General features: G+C 69.8%; 4 protein-coding genes. 2 read left to right on the top strand and 2 right to left on the bottom strand.

The annotated features are described in order from the left end of the window. Window positions 1-30: 30 nt before the first annotated feature. A complete protein-coding gene (locus tag OHT61_RS31345; RefSeq protein WP_329042848.1) occupies window positions 31-14409 on the top strand; it encodes a hypothetical protein in 14379 nt (4792 codons plus the stop codon). Between the two features lie 265 nt (window positions 14410-14674). Here the strand turns inward: OHT61_RS31345 and OHT61_RS31340 are convergent, their stop codons facing one another. Further along, window positions 14675-21247, bottom strand: a complete 6573-nt coding sequence (locus OHT61_RS31340; protein ID WP_329042847.1) for a toxin glutamine deamidase domain-containing protein — start codon at window positions 21245-21247, stop codon at window positions 14675-14677. Between the two features lie 570 nt (window positions 21248-21817). Beyond that, on the bottom strand, window positions 21818-22714 hold the full coding sequence (locus OHT61_RS31335) for an SDR family NAD(P)-dependent oxidoreductase (RefSeq protein ID WP_329042845.1): 897 nt from the start codon (window positions 22712-22714) through the stop codon (window positions 21818-21820). A 92-nt stretch (window positions 22715-22806) separates the two neighbouring features. Between OHT61_RS31335 and OHT61_RS31330 the strand changes: the two genes are divergently transcribed. Then, window positions 22807-23478 (top strand): TetR/AcrR family transcriptional regulator, encoded by a 672-nt coding sequence (locus tag OHT61_RS31330; RefSeq protein WP_329042844.1) that lies wholly within the window; start codon window positions 22807-22809, stop codon window positions 23476-23478. Window positions 23479-23644: the final 166 nt, after the last annotated feature.

The raw sequence follows: 23644 nt of genomic DNA, 5'->3' as shown, positions 1-23644 counted from the left end.
AGGGCCGCCCACCTGTGAGGAACCAACGCCATGCCAGCTCATTTCGACGACTCGCAGATCCGCGATCTCGGCAACATGTGGATCAGCGACGGTGTGCGGCTTCATGAGTACCTGGGGACGATGCACGGCAGCGTGCAGTCCATGGCCGGCGGTTGGACCGGCAAGGCGGGCCGTGCGGCACAGCTGGTCTGGAACGGGGTGGCGGACCACAACATCTGGCACGCCATCTGGGAGGCGGGGTACGTCGCCCAGGAGATCGGCAAGGCAATCATCAACTATGCGGACGAGCTGCAGAAGACCATCAAGGAGATCAACCGCGCCCATCTGATCGAGGCGCTGACCGCGGTCTTCGGAATGGTCCTGGGCATAGCCTCGTTCGGCATCGCCGGTCTGCTGAGCCGCATCGCGACCATGGTCGGCGAGATCGTGGAGAGCATTCTCGCGAGCATCTCCAGGCTCGCCGCGGCCGCGGCCGCGATCGGGCGTGCAGCGGCCTTCACCGCCGACTCGGTGCTCAACGCGGCGATCACACTGGGTACCGACGTACTCGCTTCGATCACGGCTTCGGCTGCCGCAAAGGGACCCATCACGATCGACTGGCAGGGTGAGGCGCTCAACATCGGGCTGGGCGTGTGGGCGGGCGCGGGGATGGGAGGCGTGGAGCAACACCTCCTGGACCCCCATGCCACCGGAGGCAAGGGGCTGACCAACGTCTCCACGACCCCCGTCCCCACTCCCACCCCGGCGAACATCACGCTCCCGAACACCTCGACGAGTGTCCACAATCCGATCCCCGGCGCTGTCGAGCTCGCTCCGTTCAACATGAACTCGGTGATCGAGGCGAACCACATGCCGCCGACGAGCTCCGGTGCTCTGAGCCCGCAGACCGGCGTTCCGCGCAACAACGCGGGCGGCGGCGGGGCGCCGGCGTTGCCGGGGAACGTCCTCGCCTCCGGGAGTGCCCCGGGCCAGACGAACGGTCCGGGCCGCCCCGTGAGCGCGGGACCGGGGGTCACCTCACCGACCGGCCCTGGCAAACAGGTCTCGGTGGGCGGAGGCGAACAGGCTCCACCGAACCAGGTCAGGGGCAACGTCGCCCCCACGTCCGGAACGCCGCAGGCCTACCTCGACGGCCCGCCCCGCAGCGTGGGCGACGGGCCGGGCAAGGCCGGTACGCCCCCGACGGCGCCGCAGGGGACCGCCGGGGGCGGCAAGGGAGTCACCACCGGCGGACCGGGCGTACGTGACGAGGTACCTCCGACCACCTCCGCTCCCGCACAGTCCGGCGGGGCCGCTGTCCTGCCGCCGAACACCGCCACCTCGCACAGCGGTGGCGTCTCCGGCACCGCACCGAGCACGGCCACGTCGCACGGCGTCGGCCCGGGCCGCGGCGCGGGCGTCGGCCCTGGGCGCGGCGCCGAGGGTGCGCCCACCCTGACCACGCGCGGTCCGGAGGGCGCGCACGCGGGAACCGAGGGCACGACGACTCCGGGCCGCGGCACGGGCGCGCCCCAGGGCGCCGGACGACCGCGCACCCAGGCGGACTCCGCGGTCACGCCCGGGAGCCGGGGGCCGTCGGACAACGCTCCCGGAGCCACCACCAGGCCGGGCACCCCGGAGGCGGCCGGCGGGGCACGTCCCGCCCACGAAGCTCCGCAGAACACCCGCGGTGCCGGCGGCGCGGACGCACCCGGCACGACCCGACCGGCTCAGGACACGCCGCAGAACACCCGCGGAAACGCCGCCCCGGAGGCCGCAGGCGGCGGACGGAACCGCGTACCGGCGGGCTCCGGCGCCCCCGACCCGACGACGGGTGCCGGGCCGGCTCCCGGCAGCCGCGGCCGGACGGCGCACTCCAGCGGGCACGCGGAGCCGAACGGCACCACCGCCCGCTCCCAGACATCGGCGGAGACGAAGGCCGTCGGCGCACCGTCGCGCGACCAGGGCTCCCACGGGGCTCAGACCCTCGAATCGCAGGGCGCCAAGCAACACACCCCCGGTTCAGGCCTGTCGGACGGCGAGGCGAACACCTCCACGGTCCACAGCACGGCGACGGGCGCCGAGGCGGAGACCCACGTCCAGACGTCCCGGACGGACAGCGACACCCCGACCACCGAGACCGAGGCCCACACCCAGACCACCCGGACGGACAGCGACACCCCGACCACCGAGACCCACACCCAGACCTCCGGGGCGGACGGCCCGACGGCACACGGCGCCGGGAGCCACCAGGCCGCGGACGCCGGTACTCCGGTCGACGGCGGGGCCGCAGGCGCCACCCACCACCATCCGGCGGACACGCCCGCGCCCCATGCCGACGAGGCCGCCAAGGCGCAGGAGTGGAACGCCTTCTCCAAGGACCACATCAAGCGGAACACCCCGCTGGTCGAGGCGGAGGCCCGTCTCGAACTGCGTGCCGAGGAACTCGAAGCCGCGTGGCAGAAGGGGTACGACCGGTTCAGCCGGGAGGACGCGTTCGGCGTCACCGGCGTGGCCCGGGACGGTCACGCCGCGAACCACGCCCGGTGGAAGTGGCGCCGCGACATCACGGAGGCGTTCCGCGGCGAGATCCAGAAGTCCGGATCGGTCTCCGCGGAGTCGATGAACGGCATCGTGCGTGATGCCGGCAACAAGGCGCACAAGTACCTCGTGTGGGCCGATCAGTCCGAGCGCTTCATCGCGCGCTTCAAGGCGGAGGTCTCGGACTTCCGGACCAGCGGTCTCAACTACCGCAAGGAGCTTGCCGAGTTCGACTCCGCTCCCCTGGACTACAAGTTCGACGCCAAGCTCAACACGTACGTGCGGGACGACGCCAGGATCTACGGACTCCCGGCGGAAGGCCTCGACGGACCGACCGTCAGGCCCGCGTCCGGAAAGGACGCGACCGGCTCCCCCGACATCGACGTCTTCGTCGAGTACAAGAGCCGGTCGGACGCCTCCGTCGATCACTTCCGCGACAAGTCAGCCGACTTCAACCAGGTCGAGCAGTACTTCATCGGAAAGATGGAGGCGTTCAACGACGTCTTCGGCCGCTTCCTCGCCGATGACGGCCTGACCACGCTGCCGCCCGCGACGAAGCACCAGCTGGACGCGGTCACGAGCGGGATGGGGGGCGAGCTCGACGCCATCGCCGTCAGGGAGCGCCGTATCCAGGTCTCCACGGAGCGGGAGTTCGACGAGGTCATCGGCCGGTATGCCGAAGGGCCCGACGGACACGACGGTCTCGGCGAGGGCTTCGTGTCGCGGATACGCCGGGAGTTCCAGCGCGATCTGCGTACGCAGAACGACATCATCTACGAGAACGGCTTCGGCGACGGGACGCCCAACCGGTTGTGGGACGAGGTGACGACCCGCGCCATCGACGACCTCCCCAGCCGCATCGAGCGGGAGAAGTTCATCCGCTCCAAGCTGTCCGAGGAGAACGACTACGCGGACTACCACATGTCCGAACTCGACGAGACGCTGGCCAACTCCATCGGCGAGACGGGCCAGCAGCGTGTCGTGGGCGAGTACCTCGACGGCGTACGCGACATCGCGAGCAGCCACTTCACCGCCATGCACGAAGGCGGCCACCCCCTGGACGCCATCAACGCGGCCTGGACCGGCAGACGCGACGACGTACGGGCCCCTCTGCCCCGCACCATCCGCCACGAGAACGAGCTGCAGGGGGTGGTGACGGACGCCGGGTTCGAGTTCCACAGGATCGTCGGCCACCCGGACAGCGTGGAGGCATTCCAGCTCCACGAGGACACGCTGGCCAGGCTCGGCAACGACTTCCGCACCGAACGAGTTCTGAAATACGACGAGTTGCACGCCTCGGCGGAGCACAGGTCCGACCTGTGGCTCGCACACGAGTCGGCGCACGACGACGGTTTCCAGTTCGTCCTCGACGATCTGCGGAAGGAGGAGACGCGACCGGTCTCCTCGGCCCGGCGCGACGACGCGACCGGACCGGCGACGGACGGCGACGTCGCCGCCGCGGGAACCGGCGGGAAGGCTCCCGCGGAAGCCGACGCAGCGGTCGTCGACCCGGCGGCGGCCGACGCGGGGCCCGCGCCCCTGCCGAGGGAGAGCCACACGCAGGCGGAGGCGCACGGAGGGCCGGCACGATCCGACATCGAGTCCTCGGCCGGCCCGCAGCAGGCGCAGGTCACGGTGGGACGCGACGCGGCCGCTGCCGTCGGCGCCACGAGCCGTGGCCAGGTGTCCGCGACGTCCCACACCGGGGTCCGGGACAAGACGACGGTCCGAGCGGAGCAGGGCCGGCTCGAACCGAGGCCCGAGCCGGCGGGGGTGGACCTTCCGCGCGCCGTCGGCGACTGGCTCTCCACCCACTCGGAGCACACGTTCACCCGCTCCGAGATCGAGACCGAGCACCAGCAACTTCTGCAGCAGCTGCCCTCCTTCACGAGGCTTCCCCTGCGTACGCAGGCGGCGGAGGTCGGTCGCGCCTTGGACCACGGCACGTCGAGGATGGTGCGGGCCGCGACCGAGCGACTGCTCCAGGAGGAGCAGACTCTCGTCTACCCCAGGAGCTCCGAGATCGTGGGGGTGCACAGGGAGCTTTCCGACCTCTACGGGTCACCCTTCCGTCAGCTCTCCGCGCACCAGCAGGGCGTTGTCGTCGCGGGGCACATGCGGGATCACCAGAGCGTCAGCCTGGTCGACGGCGTCGTCCGGGTCACGCCGGAAAAGACTTTCGAGTCCCCCCGCACCTCCCCCGTCCCGCGGGAGCCCGTGCAGGAGCAGGGAGCGGACCAGCTGTCCGTGCACCCGGCGTCTCCCACGCCGGCCGGCGGGGTGATCCGCGTCGACGACCTGCGTCCGAGCGTCGGGGTGCTGGACGCCCAGGGCGCCTGGGGCATGGCCGTCTCCTCGAACCGGCCCGACGGGCTCGCCGGTGTGCTCACGGACCTTCGGGACGTGTTCGGTGTGTTCCGGCAGGACGGGATTCCGGGATGGGACGTCTGGAAGCAGGCGCCCTTGGCCGCTCCGGCCATGGACCCGGTGCTCACGGAGAGCGGCCTGGGAGAAGCCGGCAGGAGTGTGCGCCAGTTCTTCGCCGAGAAGTTCGGCAGGCTGGTGCCCGGCGAGCGCAACAGGGGTGAGCTCCGGGTTCCGGCCAATCCCGATGCGCCGGGCGACGCCGTGGTGGACGTGCTCAGCGATCACGACGTCAGCAACATCCGGGTCAACCGGGCGGGCGACGGCGTGACCACGGGGGTTCTGAGTCTTCACAACGCCGAGGACTGGACCGCTCGTCGGCCGCTCTGGGCGAAGTACCAGGGTGCGGAGGGGCGTTACGCCTCGATGTACCCGGGCTCCCCCACATCCCGCATGCAGCCGGTGCCCTGGAGCGGCACGGGCCGTCCGGTCTTCTACGTCACCGCCCACGGCGAGTTCGACAAGGCCAAGTCCTACCTGCTTTCCGGTCGGCGGAAAGTCATCGATGCACAGGGGCTGAGCCGCATCCTGCGCCAGGACTCCGTCTTCTCGAAGCTCTCCGCACAGCCGGTCGATGTCGTACTGGCCATCTGCGAGGCCGGGCTGACGGGCCATCAGAGCATGGCCCAGCAACTGGCGGACGATCTCGGCGTGACCGTGCACGCCCCCAACGGCGAAGTGGCCCTGAAAACGTCCTCGTCCGACGGAACGACGCTGCTTACCGTGTACGCGCAGGACGCACAGCCGGGAACCTTCGCGACGTTCGCCCCCCGCACCGCCCCGGTCGGCGTCCTCTCGGCGCCCGGGAGCACGTCGGTACCCCCCTCCGTACTCATAAGGCCCGCGACCCCGACGGCGGAGGCCACGCAGACAGCCCCTTCGCGGCAGGCAGCCACGGCGGACACCGGTGTGCACGAGGACTTCCCCGAGCTGCGTTTCACCGCCGGGCTGCTGGACGGAAACGGCTTCCCGCGTACGGATCTGCTGGACGGGCCCGTGGCAGGCGCGACGCAGACGGATACGCAGAAGAAGGCCGGCCAGACCGGCGTAGGCGGCACCGTCTCCACGGTATCGGGCACCCGCGCGCGGCCGGCCCGCCTGGTGCTCGACTACAGGCCCCGGATCATCCGGAACTACGTGATCAAGCAGGCGGACGGCGCGACCGCCTCCGCGGTCTTCAGCCGTGTGACCCCGTTGCTCTTCTCGGACGACCGGTCGGCGCAGACGGTGGGCGGCGAGAAGGCAGGACCGTCGGAAGGTCTGGTGACCGTCGTTCAGGGAGTCGTCGCCGACGAGCACCCTGACTTGCACGTGTCCGCCGACGGTACGCTCGCGATGAGCGCGCGGGGCGAGGTGCAGGAGGCCTTCGCGACGCAGGGCGCTGTCGCCCGCGCGTCACTCGCCCTCAAGCAGGCGGACAGCGGTGTGACACTCGAGCTGGACACGAGTGTGATGCTGTCGTTCACGCACAACGGCAGACGGCGCACTCTGCACCCGGTCAGGCCGAAGTTCGCCTCGAGGCCGACGGACGTCTGCCGCGACCTTGCCGGTGAACTGATCGGCGGAACACCGGACAAGGTCGTCTACCGCGATCACCACGGCCGGACGTCCCTCGGCCCCCTGCGGGCGGCCGACGGTCTGAAGGTCAGCGAGTTGCACCACCTCGCGCAGGCGGTCACCGACACGGTGGCAGGCAGACGGCTGTCGGCGACCACACCGGATGTCTCATGGGCTGCGACGAAGTCCATCGCACAGGACAACGCCGCAGACCCGCGAACGCCTCTGCCCGGCCAGACCTACGGCGCGTTCCTCGGCCCTTCCCAGCCGTACGAGGCGGAGCGACAGGCCCTGTGGGACATCTCTGCGCAGATCGGTATCAACAGCCAGGCGTGGGCGCGGCCCGGCGAGGCGTACGTGTCCCAGTCCATCGGGCATCGGGGCCCTGACGGGGCATTCGCGCTCGAGGATCACGCGGGAGCGTTCCACCCGATCACCAATCCGTTCGGCTACCACTACGCGACGGTCGTCCTCGAGAGCGAGGACGGCAGGTCGCAGGTGACACTCGAGAACTACAACCGTCTGGGCGTCACACGCCGGACCTTCGACCAGGCCGTCGAACGGAACCTGGGGCTGCCCGACGGCTCGCTGGAAACGGCACTGGATGCCTACACCCGCAGCGTGGAACAGCTTCCGGACACCCTGCCGGCGCAGGAGCTCAGAGCAGCGACGGCACGGGCGACAGCCGGGCGGGAGGCAGCGGCGGCACTGATCGAACTGCGTGATGCCCGGGCGGCACTGTTCACCGCCCAGGAGGCGCCGCTGGAGCCCGAAGCGATCCGGTCGGCCGAGAACGCCCTGCAGTCCGCTGCGGCGGCCGCCAGCCGGAAGATCGTCGCATTCTCGGGGAAGACAGGCCGTCTGACCACCCCCGGGCAGCTGTGGCACATGAGGTTCGTCAGCAAGGACCACGCCACCTTCCACGACCAGATGGCAGGCATGCTGGAGAAGGACCGTCCCGGGATCGTGGTGAACCCGCTCACCGCGGTTGCTGTCGGAGCCCACGGCGACATCAGCGAGCGTTCGCGCAGGATCGACTTCGCTCCTGGTTCCGACCAGGTCACCGCGGACGACCGTCTGAAGATCTCGTCCATGGCACACAGGGTCGCCCGCATCGGCCTGTGGAGCGCCCGCAACGGGCGACCGCTCCCCACCGTCCGGATCTCGGCAGGCGGCAACGGCGCACAGTCGGTGCTCGTCCCGCACCGTGAGCAGCTCGCCCGCAAGCAGGCGGACACCCGCATCAACGCCCTGACGGAAACCTTCCAGCAGGAGCTGCGAAACAGCCTCCGCGACCTGCAGAAGCGGTCGGACCGACACTCGGGCATCGCACTGGACGCCGGACAGTTCGTCATCACGCCCCACAACAGGGGGCGTGCGTTCCCCCTCGGCTCACAGCCTTCCAAAGAGCGCCCCGCCGACGTGTTGCGTCGGCAGGCCCTCTTCGAGATCGACATGCATCCGACGGGTACGGCTGCTCCCTCGCCGCTGAATCACACCCTGGAGTACCTCAAGCTGGACTCCCCGGCCACGGCGGCCGGCCTGGACCGACCGCTGTCCTTCGCGCCGCCGAGCCCTGTCGGCGCCTTCCCGAGCCCGGTGGGCTTCGCCCCCGGCGAAGCCCGTGCGTCGGCGAGGACATCCTGGCTGCCGCCTATGAGTGCCGTGTCCCAGGTGAAGACCGCCTCGACGCAGGACAGCCAGGCGGAGCGGCAGCAGGAGGCGACGGAGGCTCCGCAAGCCGTCCAGGACAGGTCTTCCACATCCGGGGCACAGGGTCTCGACACGGAACTCCTGCACGTGGACGTGCTGGTCGCCTTGAGCAGGATGGATGCGACGGAGGCGAAGGGACGGCCGAGCGAGCAGGAGATCGTCGATCTCTATGCCGCGATGGCCGACACGTACAAGCGGCGCTACCCGCTGCACGCCTTGGCCGAGCGCATCGCATACCGCTGGCTGTCCGGAGAATGGCCCGAGCTGGAAGGCGGCTTGCTCACATTGGGTCCCAACGGGACCCGTTCTCCGCGTGCCGCAGCCGACGAGGCGTGGGAAACGCTTACCGGGGCGATCGAATCGGTTCAGTCGGATCCGCCGGCGGTCACGATGTCTCCCGGGCAGGGGTCCAGCGCCGCCGGAACCCATTCCGCCAAGGGCAAGGAACGGGCTCACCAAGTCGAGGGCGAGCAGGACGGTGTCCACGCTCCCGGGCACAGCCCCGACGACATGGAGGTGCTGTACCAGCAGGTGCTGGAACAGTTGCTCGATCTGCCTTCGCAGCAGGTTCGTCCGAGCCGGGCCCAGACGGCGGAGCTGTACCGCACGGCGCGTGCAGTCCACGGGGGGTGGCAGCCCCTGCACGCGCTGGCTGAGCGCATCGCCGACGACTGGTTGTCGTACGCGCCGGAGCCGAGCTCGTCCACGCGCCCGTTGGCCAGTGGTTCGGGGACGGCATCCGCGGCCTTCGGCCCGTCCGAATCGCAGCGGGAGCCGTCAGCCGCTCACGTCCGTTCCGACCAGCCCGAACCGCTCGGCGCGTCACCACTCACGCACGACCGCGCCGACGACGACCTCCACTTCACGGCCGGCCTCCTGGATTCGGACGGTACGCCGAGGCATGACCTCCTCGATACGGCCGAGGCGGCCGAGCAGACGGCCAACACGGAGCCGGCCGAGCGCGAGTCCGTCACGGCCCAGGACGGTCGGGACGAGCAGACGGGTGCCCAGGAAACGGCCGCCCCGCCCCACCAGGCACCGTGGTACGTCGAGCACGGCATGCTCGGTGAGTTCACGCTGCGGGGGCTCGAATCCTGGGACGCCGCAGATGCGGTGGAGCACGCCCAGGGCGTCGCGGACGCGTTCGCCGCACCGGGTGTCCGCGCCGCCGTCGCGGAACACACCGCGGACATGCTGCTCTCGGGCGACCTCGACCAGTGGCGCGTCTGGCTGGAGAGCGGCGAGCACTTCGTGCTTCCCGACGGGCGGGTGGCCTGGCTCCGGCCGGAGCTGCACGAGCCGCGGGCACTGACCGACGTGGACACAGGCGCGGTCCGCAACTACACGGTCCGGTTCGCCTCGACGTCGCTGACGGTGGACAACGCGCAGGAGCACATTCAGGGCGCCGACCTGGCCGTGTTCCTCGCGACACGCATCGCGGGGGTGGCCGCGTCCACTGCCGTCATCGGCGTGCCGCAGTTCGGCGTGCATTCCGCCGACTCGGAGAAGTGGGGGGTGAAACAGAACGTCATCAGCGGACGCAAACTGTTCGTGGACAATTCCGTCGGCTTCGGAGCGGAGGTCCGCTTCAGACTGTCGCTGGACGGTGTGCAGCAGGTTCCTGTGCGGGAGCCTTCGGTGCCGCGCGGCGTCCTGGTGGAGTTCCCGGCCGTCCTGTCGCGTCCTGTCGAGACCCCTCGCACGCCGGACCGGGTACCCGCGACCTTCCGCAAAGGTCGGCCGGTGCCCTCGGGCGCACACACGCACGGGGGCGGACGGCGCTTCCGGCTGGCCGGCGAGGTACTGAACAGTGTCGACCTGACCGGTCTGGTCGACGCGAACACGTCGGCACTGCTGGACGCCGGGGTGTCGCCGAGTGCGGCGGCCGAGGTCGTCCGTCACAGCATGCGGTGGCTGACCGAGCCCGCCGCCCGCAACCGCAGCCGGTGGATCTTCACCAGCGGTGACGTCTCGGTGCCGATCACCGTGGGCACTCCGGGACTGGGCGGGTTCCACGGGTACTTCAGGGTCAAGGCCGACTACGTCGACCTCGGCCTCGTCGACGCCCCCGCCGAGTGGGCGGTCCGCGAGGACCTGGGTGCCGGCGTCTCGATCGTCCAGGAACGTGGCGGCAGGAGCGCGGCATCCGTCACCGCGGTGGCCAGTCTCACGGGAGTGGCGGACCCCGCGCAGGAGCACCCGGCCGCGAAGGGCCTGCTGCCGCTGACGTCCCTGGTGGTCGGTTCCGACTCCAAGAGGTCACTGGGCCTGACCAGCCAGACGCTCAACCACACGATCCTCAAGACCCAGGAGCAGATGGCGAGGTACAGAGCAACCGTCAAGATCTCCCTGGAGTGGCACAGCACGACACACCCGGAGCTGGATACGGTCGAGGTGAGCACGTACGGCGAGGCAGGCGTCCCGTGGCGCACGGCGCGTGAGTTCGAGGCCGCTGTCCTGGGTGAGGTACGCAGCCCCGAGCTGCTGGCGCGGCCGGTCGGCGAGACGTCGCCCGAGGTGGCGCAGCCGAACGTCAGGAGGCTGCTACAGGTTTCAGGGCTGCGAACGTGGATGGTCGATGCCGGAAGGACGGAACGGCGCCTCCAGGAACTGAGGAGCGAAGCACGGCCGGCGAGGGCCGTCGGATCGGCACCCGAGCCGCTGGCTCTGGCGGCGCGCCGTGGAGTCGGATACGCGGCCACCGCCGCGCTCCCCGGCGCCGAACTCGTGGAGGAGTCGTTCCGGGTCCTCCTGCGTGACGCGGTCGGGGCGGGCGCGGGCTTCGACTGGAGTGCGGCCGACGGTCAGTTGGCCACCTTCTTCGGCAGGCCTGCTCTGGAGGGGGCGGAGGTGGCCGACCTGCTCACCGGCGTCCACCAGGACGTGCTGGTCGACGGCCGCGAGTTCCGCCTCAAGGTGAGGGCGCATCTGCTGGACGGCCGTGGCACCGTCGGTTACGACTCCTCGGTCAACAGGCGGGCCGCGCTGGGCGAGACGGTCGCCGGCAGCATGGAGAACGGCTACCGGATCGGCTTCGGCTTCGGTGCGGCGGCCCGTGTCGACGGCGGTCCCCAGGCACGGCTGCAGCTGGGAGCGGTCCGGATCCATGGAACGTACGGCGCTTACCAGGGACGCGGGCTCACCGGTGCCGCCAAGAGTTACCGGCGTATGGAGAACGTCGGTGCGGTGGACGAGCACCGTTACGACGTGGCCTACGAGTTGTCGGTGGTGCCGGTCGACCGTCCGCGCAAGGCGCTCCGCTACTGGCTCGACGAGCCCGGCAACCTGGTGGCCCAGCTGGTCGTCGCGCGGTCCCACGCGCCCGCCGTTCCCGCCACGCGTCGCGAGCGGCTCGAGACGGGCACGGATGTCCGGTACATGCGCAGCTGGCCCCAGGGCGGTGCACGGTTCGACTTCTCCAAGGGCGCCGCGGGCCTGTACCCGGCGTTCCTCACCACCGACCGGCTGATGCTGCTGGGCGGGCGAATGTACGCATCGGTCCACGGGCTGCCCCTCGGAGCGGATCACGAGGAGGCATGGCCGGTCCAGCTGACGCGCGCCTTCCGGCCCAGCGCCCTGGCGGCCTCCTTCGGACACCTGACCCACCCCGCCGGCCTGGTGGTGCCGCTTCCGGACGTCAAGGGCTGGAAGTCGGCGATGACCGTCAGGCTGCGCGGCTACGACCCGGTGGCGGTCGAGACGTTCGCAGAGGATCAACCGACCGAGATCGAGCAGTACTCCCAGGGGCAGACGGCGCATTCGCGGACGGCCGGAAGGCAGTTGTCGGCAGGTGCCTCCGCGGCGGCGGGGCCGCAGCTCCGGTTCGGTTCGGATTCGGGTGCGGAGGTCACCACGGTCGAAACCCACGAGGCGGCTCCCGGACACCACGGGGCGGGGGGCCGGCAGGCTGCACAGGTCGTCGTGGACGGCGTTCACCTGCGCGGCTCGTCGAAGGAGGAGTCCCGGGGCGAGATCTCGATCTCCCGCGCGACGTACCCGGAGTCGAAGCCGTTCCGGGCCGACGCCGTCTGGGAGATCACGATGCAGCGGTGGCGGAAGGGTAAGGAGGCCGAATCACGGACGACCACGCGTCTGATCAGCATCGCGTCCGGCATGGACCTGCTGGTTCCGGCGCGGCGGCTCGAGGACGTGCTGCCGTCGCGTACGCACACCGCGAAGTCAGCGGAAACCGCGTCCGCACTGCGCGGGTACTCGGGTGGACGTCTGATGGTCTCGGGGACGCACGCCGAGTCGCTCCAGGCCGACGAGGTCCTTCAGTACATCGTCGACAAGCTGAAGGAACGGGGGGTCCTGCCCGGAAACGACGTCCCGACCTCGCTCCGGACCGCTCTGCTCGCCAGGTTCCGCTCGGACGCGCTGGCGACCAACTGGACGCGGCTTCTCTCCGGTGGAGTCTCCGGCTGGTTCCCCTTCGACGGACGTGAGACGTCGACCCTGTCCGGGCTCGGCGGCAGGTCCCACTACCTGTGGGTGAACGTCAGGGCCGTGGGGATGGATCCTGCGACGGAGCACCGGGACCGGGGCGAGGTCAAGCTCACGCTGCGGGGCGAGAGCGTGGAGGAGGAGAAGAGCAGGGAGCTGGCGGGAACAGCAGTGCGCTACGGTGTCGCGCTCGCCGGCCGGGGCGGGAGCCACGGGCAGGACCAGCAGGCCCACGCGGGCTTGGACTTCAGCGCCGCGCGCTTCCGGATGAGCGGCCGGGGGGCCACGGAGAAGCACAAGGTGCTGGACATCGCGCGCTCCAATCCCAAGGGGGGCAGCGTCGAGTTCAACCACAAGGTCCACTTCGCGGTGGAGATGGCGCTCACCTCGAAGGCGCCCGAGATCCTGCAGGCCCCGGCGAGGTTCCTTGGAACTGTCGGTCTCATGGCCACTGCCCTGGGTGACCGGGAGGCGATGAAGGAGCACTGGCGGGAGCAGTCGTGGCCCACCCACCGGTCGTGGACGTGGCGGCGCGAGAGCACACCCGACACGCTGTCCGGTCAGGTCAGGCTCCTGACGCCGCGCTTCCTCACGGTGCCCGCCGAGGGGCATGACCAGAAGCCGTTCATCCGCGAGGCCACCGGACGGAACGTCGCCTGGGACCGCACATGGGTACCCGCGGAGGGCCCCCAGGTCTCCGAGGCGGAGACCGCCATCGCGGGAATGCATCCCTGGGACGTGCCGGCAGCGGCCGTCGTCGAGCAATGGGCGAAGGCCGTGGCGTTCACCGGCGGACGACGGGAACGCGATCCTCTGGGCATCGCCCGGGACGTCGCCGTCGTCGGATCGGGAACCAGCGCCGGATGGGCCTACACGCAGGCGACCGGCATCACCGCCATGCGGGTGGGGATCGATCGTCTGCTGGCGAACACCTACGAAGTCCCGGTCGCGGGGCGGACGGTCACCGTCGGCTTCGAGCTGATATCCGCCCGACGGCGGCCCGAGGGCGAGCACACCGCCAAGAACCGGAAGTACCGACAGGTCGACGAGGACCGGGAGGCCGGCGTCGTGCGCGTCGAAGAGACCGTCCGGGGACTCGGTCCGGACGCGGGCGGGGGCGTCGACGACGTGGCCGTGCTGGTCCGGTCGGCACTCGACACGGGACAGGCGACGGATCAGAAGATCGAACGCGGGGTCTCCGAGACGATCGAGACCAACGCAGAGTCCACCAGGCCTCACGCCTTGGTCGACTTCGGCGTCAGGGTGCGCATCAGTGTCCCTGGACAGCCGGGCAGGCTCACCGTCGACGTACCGAACGGGCTCACTGCGAGTCTCCCGGTCGACTCAGCAGGGGAATTCGTCCCGGAGGTGCTCGCGAAGATCGAACATCTCTTCCGGTTCCGGGAGCGTGTCGCGCTCGCCAAGCGGGACTGGACGGGACCGGTGGAGGACGAGATCCAGCGACTCCAGGAGCTGCTTCTGAACGCAGGACCCGGTGCCCGGTCCCTGGTGCTGGGTGCCCGGGCGGACACTCCGTTGTGGGCATGGAACATGAGCGGCACCGTTCGCTGGCTGGACAACTCGACGGCCCAGGACACGCATCCTCCGCTGACCGCAATGCACGTGCAGTCGCTCGACCTGGATCCGGGGGGCATGCTGCTCCGCCAGGAGGCCGGCTCGGGAGAATCCCGAGCCACCAGCCTGAACTTCTGTGCTCTGACACTGGGGGCGGACTTGAAACACCTCATGTGAGGCCGGCCTGGCCGTAAGGGCGCCGGAGGAGCAGGGTCCTGGCCCTGCTCCTCCGGCGCCCTTGTTCATCTAGGCCGAGCCGGCGAAGCGCGCACATCGGGCCCGGCGGGCCCTGCCCGGACCGAGGGTGGTGCCGGTAGGACCCGTCCGTGGCGTGTACGCACGGCCGGGTCTCCACACCCTTCACGAAGAAGTGCGGCAGGACCCCGGGCCGTACCGCCAGGAGGGCCGGTACCGGAACCCGGCCCTCCTGGCGATCACCTCGTCAGGCCTTCCACCCTGTGACCTTCCCGATGTCGGTGCCGAAGTTGAGGTCGCAGAACCCCGTCTTCACCCCGTCCGACAGCGTGATGCCGTGTTCCCTCAGGTTCTGCTCCGCCGGGCCCGTCAGCTGGCCGTGACTGTCGATGTCGATGGAGATGACCGGTCCGTCGACAACCTCGGGAGGCGACAGGGGCACGAGCACATTCGTGAGCCAAGTGAGGGTGCCACCCATGTTGACCGCCCACACCGGGCCGTCGGCATCCAGGCCGAAGACGAGGGACCGGGCGCCAGGCGACCCCAGGATCCCCTTGAGCGCCTGGATCTCGTAGGAGACCGGCCGGTCCCAGACGCGCAAGGCCGGACGGACGTCCTCCTTGAACTGCTCCACGAGGTCGTCCACGCGGCGCTTGGCGGAGGAGACCTCGGTGCGGTGCGTCTCGGGCTCCGATCCGACCTCGGCGGACTCCTCGCGGTGCCGGGGGTGGTGAGCCGACGACAGCGGACCCACCGCCTTCGGCGCGGCCGTGACCACCGGATCGCTGCCCTGCTCCACCACTTCGTCCCCCCTTGCCGGGCCGGCGTTCCCACGCGGCGCGTCGAGGAATGCCACAAGCCCCGGTTCACGAGGAGCTCGCGACGTGGCCTCGGCATCACGGAGTGCCCGGCCGGCGGATTCGGTCGACTGCCCGCTCTCGGTGGACGGTTCGGCAACATGCTGCCCGTCGTTGGCGAACCAGCCCGCCATGCGTCCGGCCAGGTGGCCGCGAGGCCCGGCGTCCGCGCTCTCCTGCGTCCTGCCGAAGTAGTCGGCCACGTCCTCGGCACCGATGCTCAGATCGGTCCGGCCCAGCCGCTCCAGTTCTCTCCGGACGCGCGAAGCCAGATCGTCGAGGAGTTCGGAGGAATAGGACGCTGCCGGGAGGTCCGTGCGCGTGTCCGCATCGGACACGGCGGGGTGGTCGAAGGCAAGCGGCGAAGGCGCCAGCTCCACCGGCGTCGACTGCTCTCCCAGCCACCAGCCTTCCGCGTTGCCGAGGGGAGCAGCCGAGTGCTCCTCGGGCGTCAGCAGCAGCGACTCCACCGTCTGCGGCAGCTCGACCCGGTAGAAGTCCCCGTTGCCGAGGTAGGTCGTCCGCGTCACACCCCGGACGAGCGACCGGAGTTCCTCCCGGGAGGCGAGGAAACCGAACGCGCTCTCCCAGACGAAGTCGGGGTCCTGGTGGCGCCGGACGACGGGCTCGATCTGGGTGAGGTGAAGATCGCCCTGCCTGTTGAGCAGACTGCGCACCATCGTCTGCACGACCCCGGCGACGACACGCATCGTGTCCTCGGCGGTGTACACGTTCGCCGGAACCGCGGCGTCCTTCCTGGCCTGCTCCTCTGCGGACCAGCTGAAGTCCGAGCGTACGTCGATCCCGCGCAGGCGCGGCATGTCCGTCGTTCGTTCCAGGCCGAGCCGGTCGAGCATTCCCACGTAGGCGTCCGGACCGGTCCGGACGATCACGGAATGCCTCTTCGAACGCCCTGGACCCCTGGTCCAGAAGTCGTTCGAGGCCGCAGCGCCGCCTCTCCCGATCAATTCGACCTGGGATTTCTGATAGTTCGACGCGATGATTGATTTCGCTATACCCGGGAAGGCATTCTTGCTGGTCACCGCAACCGCGGCGTTCGAGAAGAACTTGGTGGTCGCCGCGATGGCGTAGCCCTCCTCGCTCTGCGTCACCTGGTGGAGGGAGGAAAGATCCTTGATGACGTTGTCACCATCGGAATAGAGCCCGCCGAAGCGATCCAGGATCTCCAGGCGGAGGATGTCGCTCGCCGCCGCCCAGCCGGTCCCGACGGCCTTTCCGGATTCGACCATGAAATGATCGTGGAGTTCCATGGGTGCGGACTCGTTGAACACCTCGTGGACGTCCAGGAGTTTGACGCCATTGATCCTCGCCCACTCGACCATGCCCCACACCTGGGCGAGAACCGGATCCTCCGGGGTCGCTGAAAGGTTCATGACCTCCTGAATCTGGTAGCGCGGGACATCGGTCCAGAGGGCGAAGAGGGCTTCACCGTTCAACCGCTTCGCGGCGTCCCCGAAGCGGCTCCAGAAGCCCGCACTCGGCCCCGACTCCCGCAGGGGGCCTCCAAGCCAGATGGCGTGTACCAGTAGGGGCGTTCGCACCTGCCGGTCGGGCGGGAAGGGCGCGTCCGCGACCTCGGTCGCCTCAAGCGGGTCCTGCGCCCGGCCGAGACTGTACTTTCCGGTGACGTCGTTCCACGCCTGCGGGTCCATCAACGGCGGGGTCGCGTGACCTCGCATGTCCATGAGGTGCAGGAAGTGCGACGACTGGTCGGTGTCCAGGGACCTGAAGTCGTAGGGAGCATTGGACTCCGGATCCACCAGGAACTCCGGCGTGGGCGAGGGGGTGTGCAGACCGAAGAGGTCGGCGCCCAGACGTCCCCTGGCTGTCACCTCGATGTCGCCTTCGATCCAGCCGGAAAGTATCTGGATCGCCGCGGCCGACGTCAGTGCGGTTTCGTCGAGCGGCCGGCCGTTCTCTTCCTCGGCCTCGGTCGGCACATCATGGACGCCAGGGGAGGACCACGGCACGGAGTACGCTTCCGGCCGCGCGGTCAACGGTGTGCGAATGAGTCGGATCGGAGACTGCAGCGGCCCTTCCGGGGTCCGCACCAAACCGAAGTGTGAGCGTGTGGTGTCGATGGGCGAAACCAGCGCGAGATACGCCGACCTCGGGGACTGCGGTGAACTCGCATGCGTCACGGAGGGAACAGCGACATCGAGGGTCAGTGACGGCTTCCGGCCGGAGTGGGCCCTCGTGGAGAGGCTCTCGTGCTCCGCTGGTTCAGGGCTGGCCGCACGGGGAATCGGTTCTCCTTCGACGGACCCCAACCACGAATCCGTCTCGACTCGCTCGCCCGTACTCCCCGTTCGAACCGGCTCGACGTCCTGCCGACCGTCCTCGCGAGTCTCCGGCCCTGCGAGGACGTGCCGCTCCTCGCGGTCGTCGGCCTCGTAGTGCACGGTGGCGACGTCCTGGGTCGCGGAGCGCTCCTCGGCGGCCGTGGTCACCCCCGCGCGAACGGTCGCGGCCTGGTCCGTCGCATCGGGCGCCGGCCGGTCGACCGCGGTGTTCTCGGTGAGGCCGGTGAACTCGCGGTAGCCCCGCCAGAGGTCGTTCTCGGCGGACGTCCGACCGACGGGGTTGTACGGATTGAGCGGCGCGGAATCCCCGTACTGACGGTGGAGCAGAGCGTGGATCCGAGGCTCGTTCGCCTCGATCCAGGCCGCGCCGTTGTTGCGCGCCCGGCCGGTGAGCGGGTCATTGCCCGCGTTGGCACCGAAGTAGGCGTTCGTGAGCTGGGCGAAGAACTCCTCAGGGTTCTGCGACGCGTAGTTGTCGACCGGTTCACCGTGCAGGTCGAGACGCGGTCCGTCGACCCAGGGGATCTCGTTTCCGGCTCCCATGCGTTCGCCGTGGACTTCTTCGACGAGGCTGCGGTCCTCATCGCCGAGGCCGAAGGTGTAGAGGTAGTGGGCGAGTTCGTGAAGGACGGACGAGTATCCGTCCGGGTGTGGCGCGGGTGCGTTCTCGTACGTGGTCTTCTCGCCGAGGAGGTTCTCCTCGGCGACGAACACGACCTGATGGTGGAGATCCGCGACGGAACGCAACGCGTCGGCCGAACGACCGTCGTGGGTGTGCAGGGCGGGGTCGACACCGATCGCGCTCATGTACTCCGGCAGTGGAGTGTTGCGGGGGACGATGTGGATGCCGGTGATCCGGCGTGTGGCGTCGCCGGCGCCGACGAGGATGTTTTCCACGCGTGCGACGGCATCCGGGTGAGCGAACACGAGAGAGAGCAGCCGGGTGAGTTCCAGGCGGGCCGCGACCGGCTGCTCCACCTGGTCCGGCACGTGGATGAGGCGCGCGGCCAGTTCCCCGACGGTGCTTTCAGGCAGCGGTGCGTACCAGTCGGCACTGCCGTGCGCCGAGGAGGGCTCTTGGACCGGCTCGCCGAAGACGGTGGGAGGTTCACCCGCGCCCCAGCCGCTGGAGTGCCCCTGCTGTGCCCCGTGGTGCCGGGACCCGCTCGCGACAGCCTGCGTGGGAGCGTGCCGCGTGAGGGACTGGATGCCCCGGAGTGCCTGGTCGCCGTACGACGCCGCACGCTGAAGCCTTGAACGCAGTTCCCCAGGCATCTGCGTCCGGCTGTTGAGCATCCTCAGCACCTCCTGGTGGACAGCGACCATCCCCTGCACGACTGCCTGCGGCGGTGCTGTGCCTGCGGCAAGATGCCGGGCGACCGAGGCCATGGTGTACGCGCGCGTCGCCAGGGGCGCGATCGGGACCTGTCCCATAGGTCCGGGACGCAGAAGCCCGTTCAGTTCGGCGAACAGACCACGCACGGCCGGGATCAGGGGGTGCTCCAGTACTGCCGCCGCGGTCGACGCGCTCAGGCCGGGCACCCCGCCCGGCCTGAAGCGTTCTGCCAGGCGATTGGCCTCCACGGCGGAGCTGGCAAGCTGGTCGAACGAGGCGTCGATCGCGTCATCGGTCATGTCGGTCGGCTGCCAGCCCGGCACGCGCTGCGCCGGTTCGGCGGCGAAGTCGCGCATTTCGAGCAGCGCTGCCGGGACGCGGTAACGCTGCCCGTTCGTGTCCAACGCGGGGTAGTCCTGAAGGCCGAAAACGTCATTCTGACTGACGGTGTGCCCGCTCGGCGTGTGGCCTCGCAATGTATATATCAGATAATCGGTGAGGGAGTGCTGGTCGATTCCGGTCTCCATGAGGTCCTCGTCGCCCACCGACCCGAAACCGCTCGCGGAGTACTGCGCGACGAGCCCTCTGAGGTGTCCCTCGAACGCCCGAATGATTGCAGGCGTGTCGACGGACAGGTAACGCGCGACGGACGGACTCAGGGCTGCACGCAGGACGTGGAAAGGGTTTCGCAACGCCACGATGAGCATGTTCTTGGAGAGGCCGAAAGTGTCCATGAAGAACCGGTCGAGGACGGGTGACGCAGCCGCGTGGAGGTAGACGAGCCATGCGTATCCGTGGACTTCGTCCACCCCGGCGAATTCCGTCAGGAACGGAATGTCGTCGGGCGAGACCGGCCGCTGGAGCACGGCACTGGCGTACCGTGCGGCGACGATGTCCCCGAAGCCGCGGCCACTTGCCATCAGGGGGGCGAGGTCAGGGTAGGCGATACGCGCTTCCGCCACATGGAGGATGTGCTTGAGGCCGCCTGCCGCGACACCGACCGTGAACTGCGTGTAGGCGGGGTGATTCGGTCCGGCGGGAGAAGGCTCCACGGGGACGTCGCGCGCGATGCTCTTCACGCGCCAGCCGGGGATGTTCCGCAGGAGCTGTCCCAGCGGGATGGCGCGGCCCTGCCAGTCCGTCTGGTTCAGCGCCTGTCGCACCGTACGGCGAACCGACCTGCCGGTCTGCACGCTGAGACGTCCCACGTCCCCCGCCAGAACCGCCAAGGGCGGGCCGACGATCTCGACGATAGGACGGTTCTCCTCCCGTATAACGTCATTGCCGGGCACCGCACGGGCTTGGTCGGCGCTGTTGTACAGACCGCCGTCCGTGCCCCGGTAGAACACTTCCCTGTCGACGACGAGCTTGACGCCGGAGTCGTGTTCGGCCAGGACCGTCTTCGCCGCGAGGCGACCCCCCAGGACGTGGCGGTCTTCCACCTCCTCGCCGATGGCCCCGACAGCGTGGGGCTGTGCGGGAGGATCGGTGAGGGCGTCGACCTGCCGGGACGCCTCCGTCGTCTGGTTGTCCATGCCGTGAAGGACGACACGTCCGTACGGGTCGACGACGACGGCACGGGTGTCGAAGGGTTCGCCGTCGGGGTGCTCTTCGACGACCCGGCGGGACTTCGACTGGAGTTCGATCCAGCGGATTCCGCCGGAGGTGAGGTGAAGGGCGAAGGCGTGACCGGGGCCCCGCCGTCGGCGGGTGACGACAAGCCCCGTGGCACCGGGCCCGGCATCGGCGACGGCGGCGGCGAGGTCCCGCCAGGAGGTGACCGGCCCCCAGCCAGGTCCACGAGCCAGACGTTGCTCGGGGTTCGAGCTGCCCACGGCAAGGTCGTCCTGCGTCACCGCAGCCCTGACGGCCGAGGTCGGGGGAAGAAGGCCGGGGCCGACGGCGAGGGGCGGGTACAGCTGACGCTCGAGCGCCTCGAGGAGGGTGACGCAGTTGATCAGGGAGGGCGCCTCCAGGGCCGCCTCCTCCACCCCGAGTTCCCGACCGGCCGCGGCGATGGCCCGGTCGACGGCGACCGCCAGACCGGCCGGGTCCAGGAGGGGGGTGCGTTCCCCGGCACGCGTCGTGGGCAGCGGCTCGACGACCGACGTGTCGGCGGCCTCCGTCTCCAGTACCCGGACGCCTTCGTCCGTCACCTCAACCGACTGCGGGTGCTCACCCGCGGCCTGCTGCGCGAAGTAGGAGGTGAGCAGGGCCAGCCGCACGATCGTGTCGGGTTGCCGCTTCACCTGTCTCGCGACGTGAGGTTCGACGTCGAAGCAGATCCTGGACAGGCCGGTCATATTGTTCCCGTCGTGCGGTTGTACGGAGGGCGTCCGCCAGGATAATAGACACTTGCTTGAGCAAATGCTTCGGGGTGGGCCGGCCGTCAGGTTCAAACGGAGGGTCGACACCTGTCCGGTTGTTCACCTGAGGCCGATGACCGGCCTGGAGTCGGCCGGCGCGCCCGGGAGGGGCTGCGACGTGCTCCCTCGCGCCCAGCACCCCGACGGTCCGAAGGCATGAGACGCGTACTCTCCACGCCGGCACGTCGTCGGTCGCCACGAAGCGACACCCTTCTCGCCTTCGAAGAGCGGCACCCGGGTCGCATCTGCCCCCGAACACCACCGAGCACGGGGCACAGCAGCCGCCCCTGGACCACACCAGCCTCCGCCTGCGGCACACGGCCGGCCTGGTGTTCACGCGGGGATGACTGCACTGTACCGCGAATGGGCTGCGCGGCCGGTGGGGCGGCGTACTTCAGTTAGTCGTCCCGCTGACCGGAGCGTGCTCCTCACTGTCCGGCACGGGCACACGCCGAACCGACGCCCCATGCCGCACAAATGCCTGGAGCGGGGGGGCACGGCGGGACATCAGGGCAGGTCCACCGGATAGGGCTCGTCAAAGTCCGCCGAGCGGCTGACCTGTTCCCAGGCACTCGCCGCGGCCGTCCGGCGGCGGGAGTGGTCCAAGGCCATGGTCGCCGCGTTCACACCGAGGGGGAGGTGGCTGGGCACGTCGTCGCGGTGGACCGTGCGAACGATGATCTCGGCGGCGCGCTGCGGATCCCCGGCCGCGCCGGCCGTGTTCTGCCGGACCCGACGGTTCATCTCGCCGACCGTCGCGTCGTACGCCTGCGGAATGTCGTGCACCGTCATCGACGAGCCCGCCCAGTCGGTGGCGAAGCCGCTCGGTTCGACGACCATCACCCGCACACCGAAGGGCGCGACCTCCGTCGCCAGGACACGGCTGAAACCGTCGACCGCGAACTTGGCCGCCTGGTAGGAAGCGATGCCCGGCGAGCCGCCGACGCGCCCGCCGATCGACGAGAACTGCACGACGGTGCCAGAGCCCTGGCGGCGCAGGATCGGCAGAGCAGCCTTCGTCACGTTGTACACACCCCAGAAGTTGGTCTCGAACTGCGCACGGAAGTCGGCGTCGTCCGAGGTCTCGATCGGCGAGACGTTCGCGTACCCCGCGTTGTTCACCAGCACGTCGATGCGCCCGAAGCGCTCGACCGCCGCGTCGACCGCATCGAGTGCCGCCTGGGGATCCGTGACGTCCAGGGCGAGGGGGAACACGCGGTCGCCGTACGCCCCGAACACCTCGGTGAGGACCTGCGGGCGACGGGCGGTGGCCACGACGAGGTCGCCCGCCTCCAGGGCGGCGGTCGCCAGGGAGCGACCGAGACCGCGGGACGAACCAGTGATGAACCAGACCCGTTGCTTTTCGCCGCCGCGCCCCGGGACGGCTGCCGTTTCGTTGCTCATGCCAGTGCTTACGTTGTCACTCATACCTCTAGTGAAACACTGTTGCCTTAATACCGCAACACCGTTGCGGTACTAACTTCTATGATGGTGGCATGACTGATCAGGCCGCCTTCCAGCGGGCACGCAGCGTCCAGGCCAAGCGTGCGCGCGAGGACGCGATCCTCGACGCGGCCCGCGCCCTTGGAGGCCGCCGCGGCATCCGGGACGTCACCCTCACCGACATCGCGACCGAGGTCGGCATGCACAAGTCGGCGTTGCTGCGCTACTTCGAGACGCGGGAGCAGATCTTCCTCGACCTCACCGCCGAGGGGTGGCGGGAATGGTCCGCCGCACTGCGCACGGGCCTCGCCGAGCACGAGCAGGCCACACCCGGCCTGGTCGCGGACGCCTTCGCCGCCACGCTGTCCGCCCGCCCGCTGTTCTGCGACCTGCTCGCACAGGCGCCCCTGAACCTGGAGCGCAACGTGTCCATCGAGGCGGTACGCACCTTCAAACTCGGCACGCTCGAGGAGGTCGACCTGATAGCCCGCGAGCTGTTCCGGCTGCTCGGCCTGGCCGAAGGGCAGGCGGTCGACACGATCGCCACCGCAACCGGCATGGCCGGGGCCCTGTGGCAGATGGCCACGCCCGGCCCGCGCCTGCGCGAGCTCTACACGAGCGACCCGCAGCTCGGTCACGCCGTCGTCGAACTGGAACCCCGCCTGCGCCGCCTCCTCACCGCCCTGCTCACCGGCCTGGCCGACGAGGGCCGCGCGGGGCACTGAACGGCACGTGGGACCTCACCCGCCGGCACTCGGATCCCGCACACTCGGCAGCCACCTCCGGCCGGTCGTCCTCGTGGTCGGCGAAGTCGGCTACCAGCCCTTCGAACGCGCCGGGGCCGGCCTGGCCCCCAGGTGATCTCAAAGCGGTGAGGAGTGGGGCTCCAGC

The sequence above is a fragment of the Streptomyces sp. NBC_00178 genome (assembly GCF_036206005.1).
In the GTDB taxonomy this organism is placed as follows: domain Bacteria; phylum Actinomycetota; class Actinomycetes; order Streptomycetales; family Streptomycetaceae; genus Streptomyces.
Note: the sequence above shows the minus strand (reverse complement) of the source record. Positions and strands in the feature narration are given on the sequence as shown.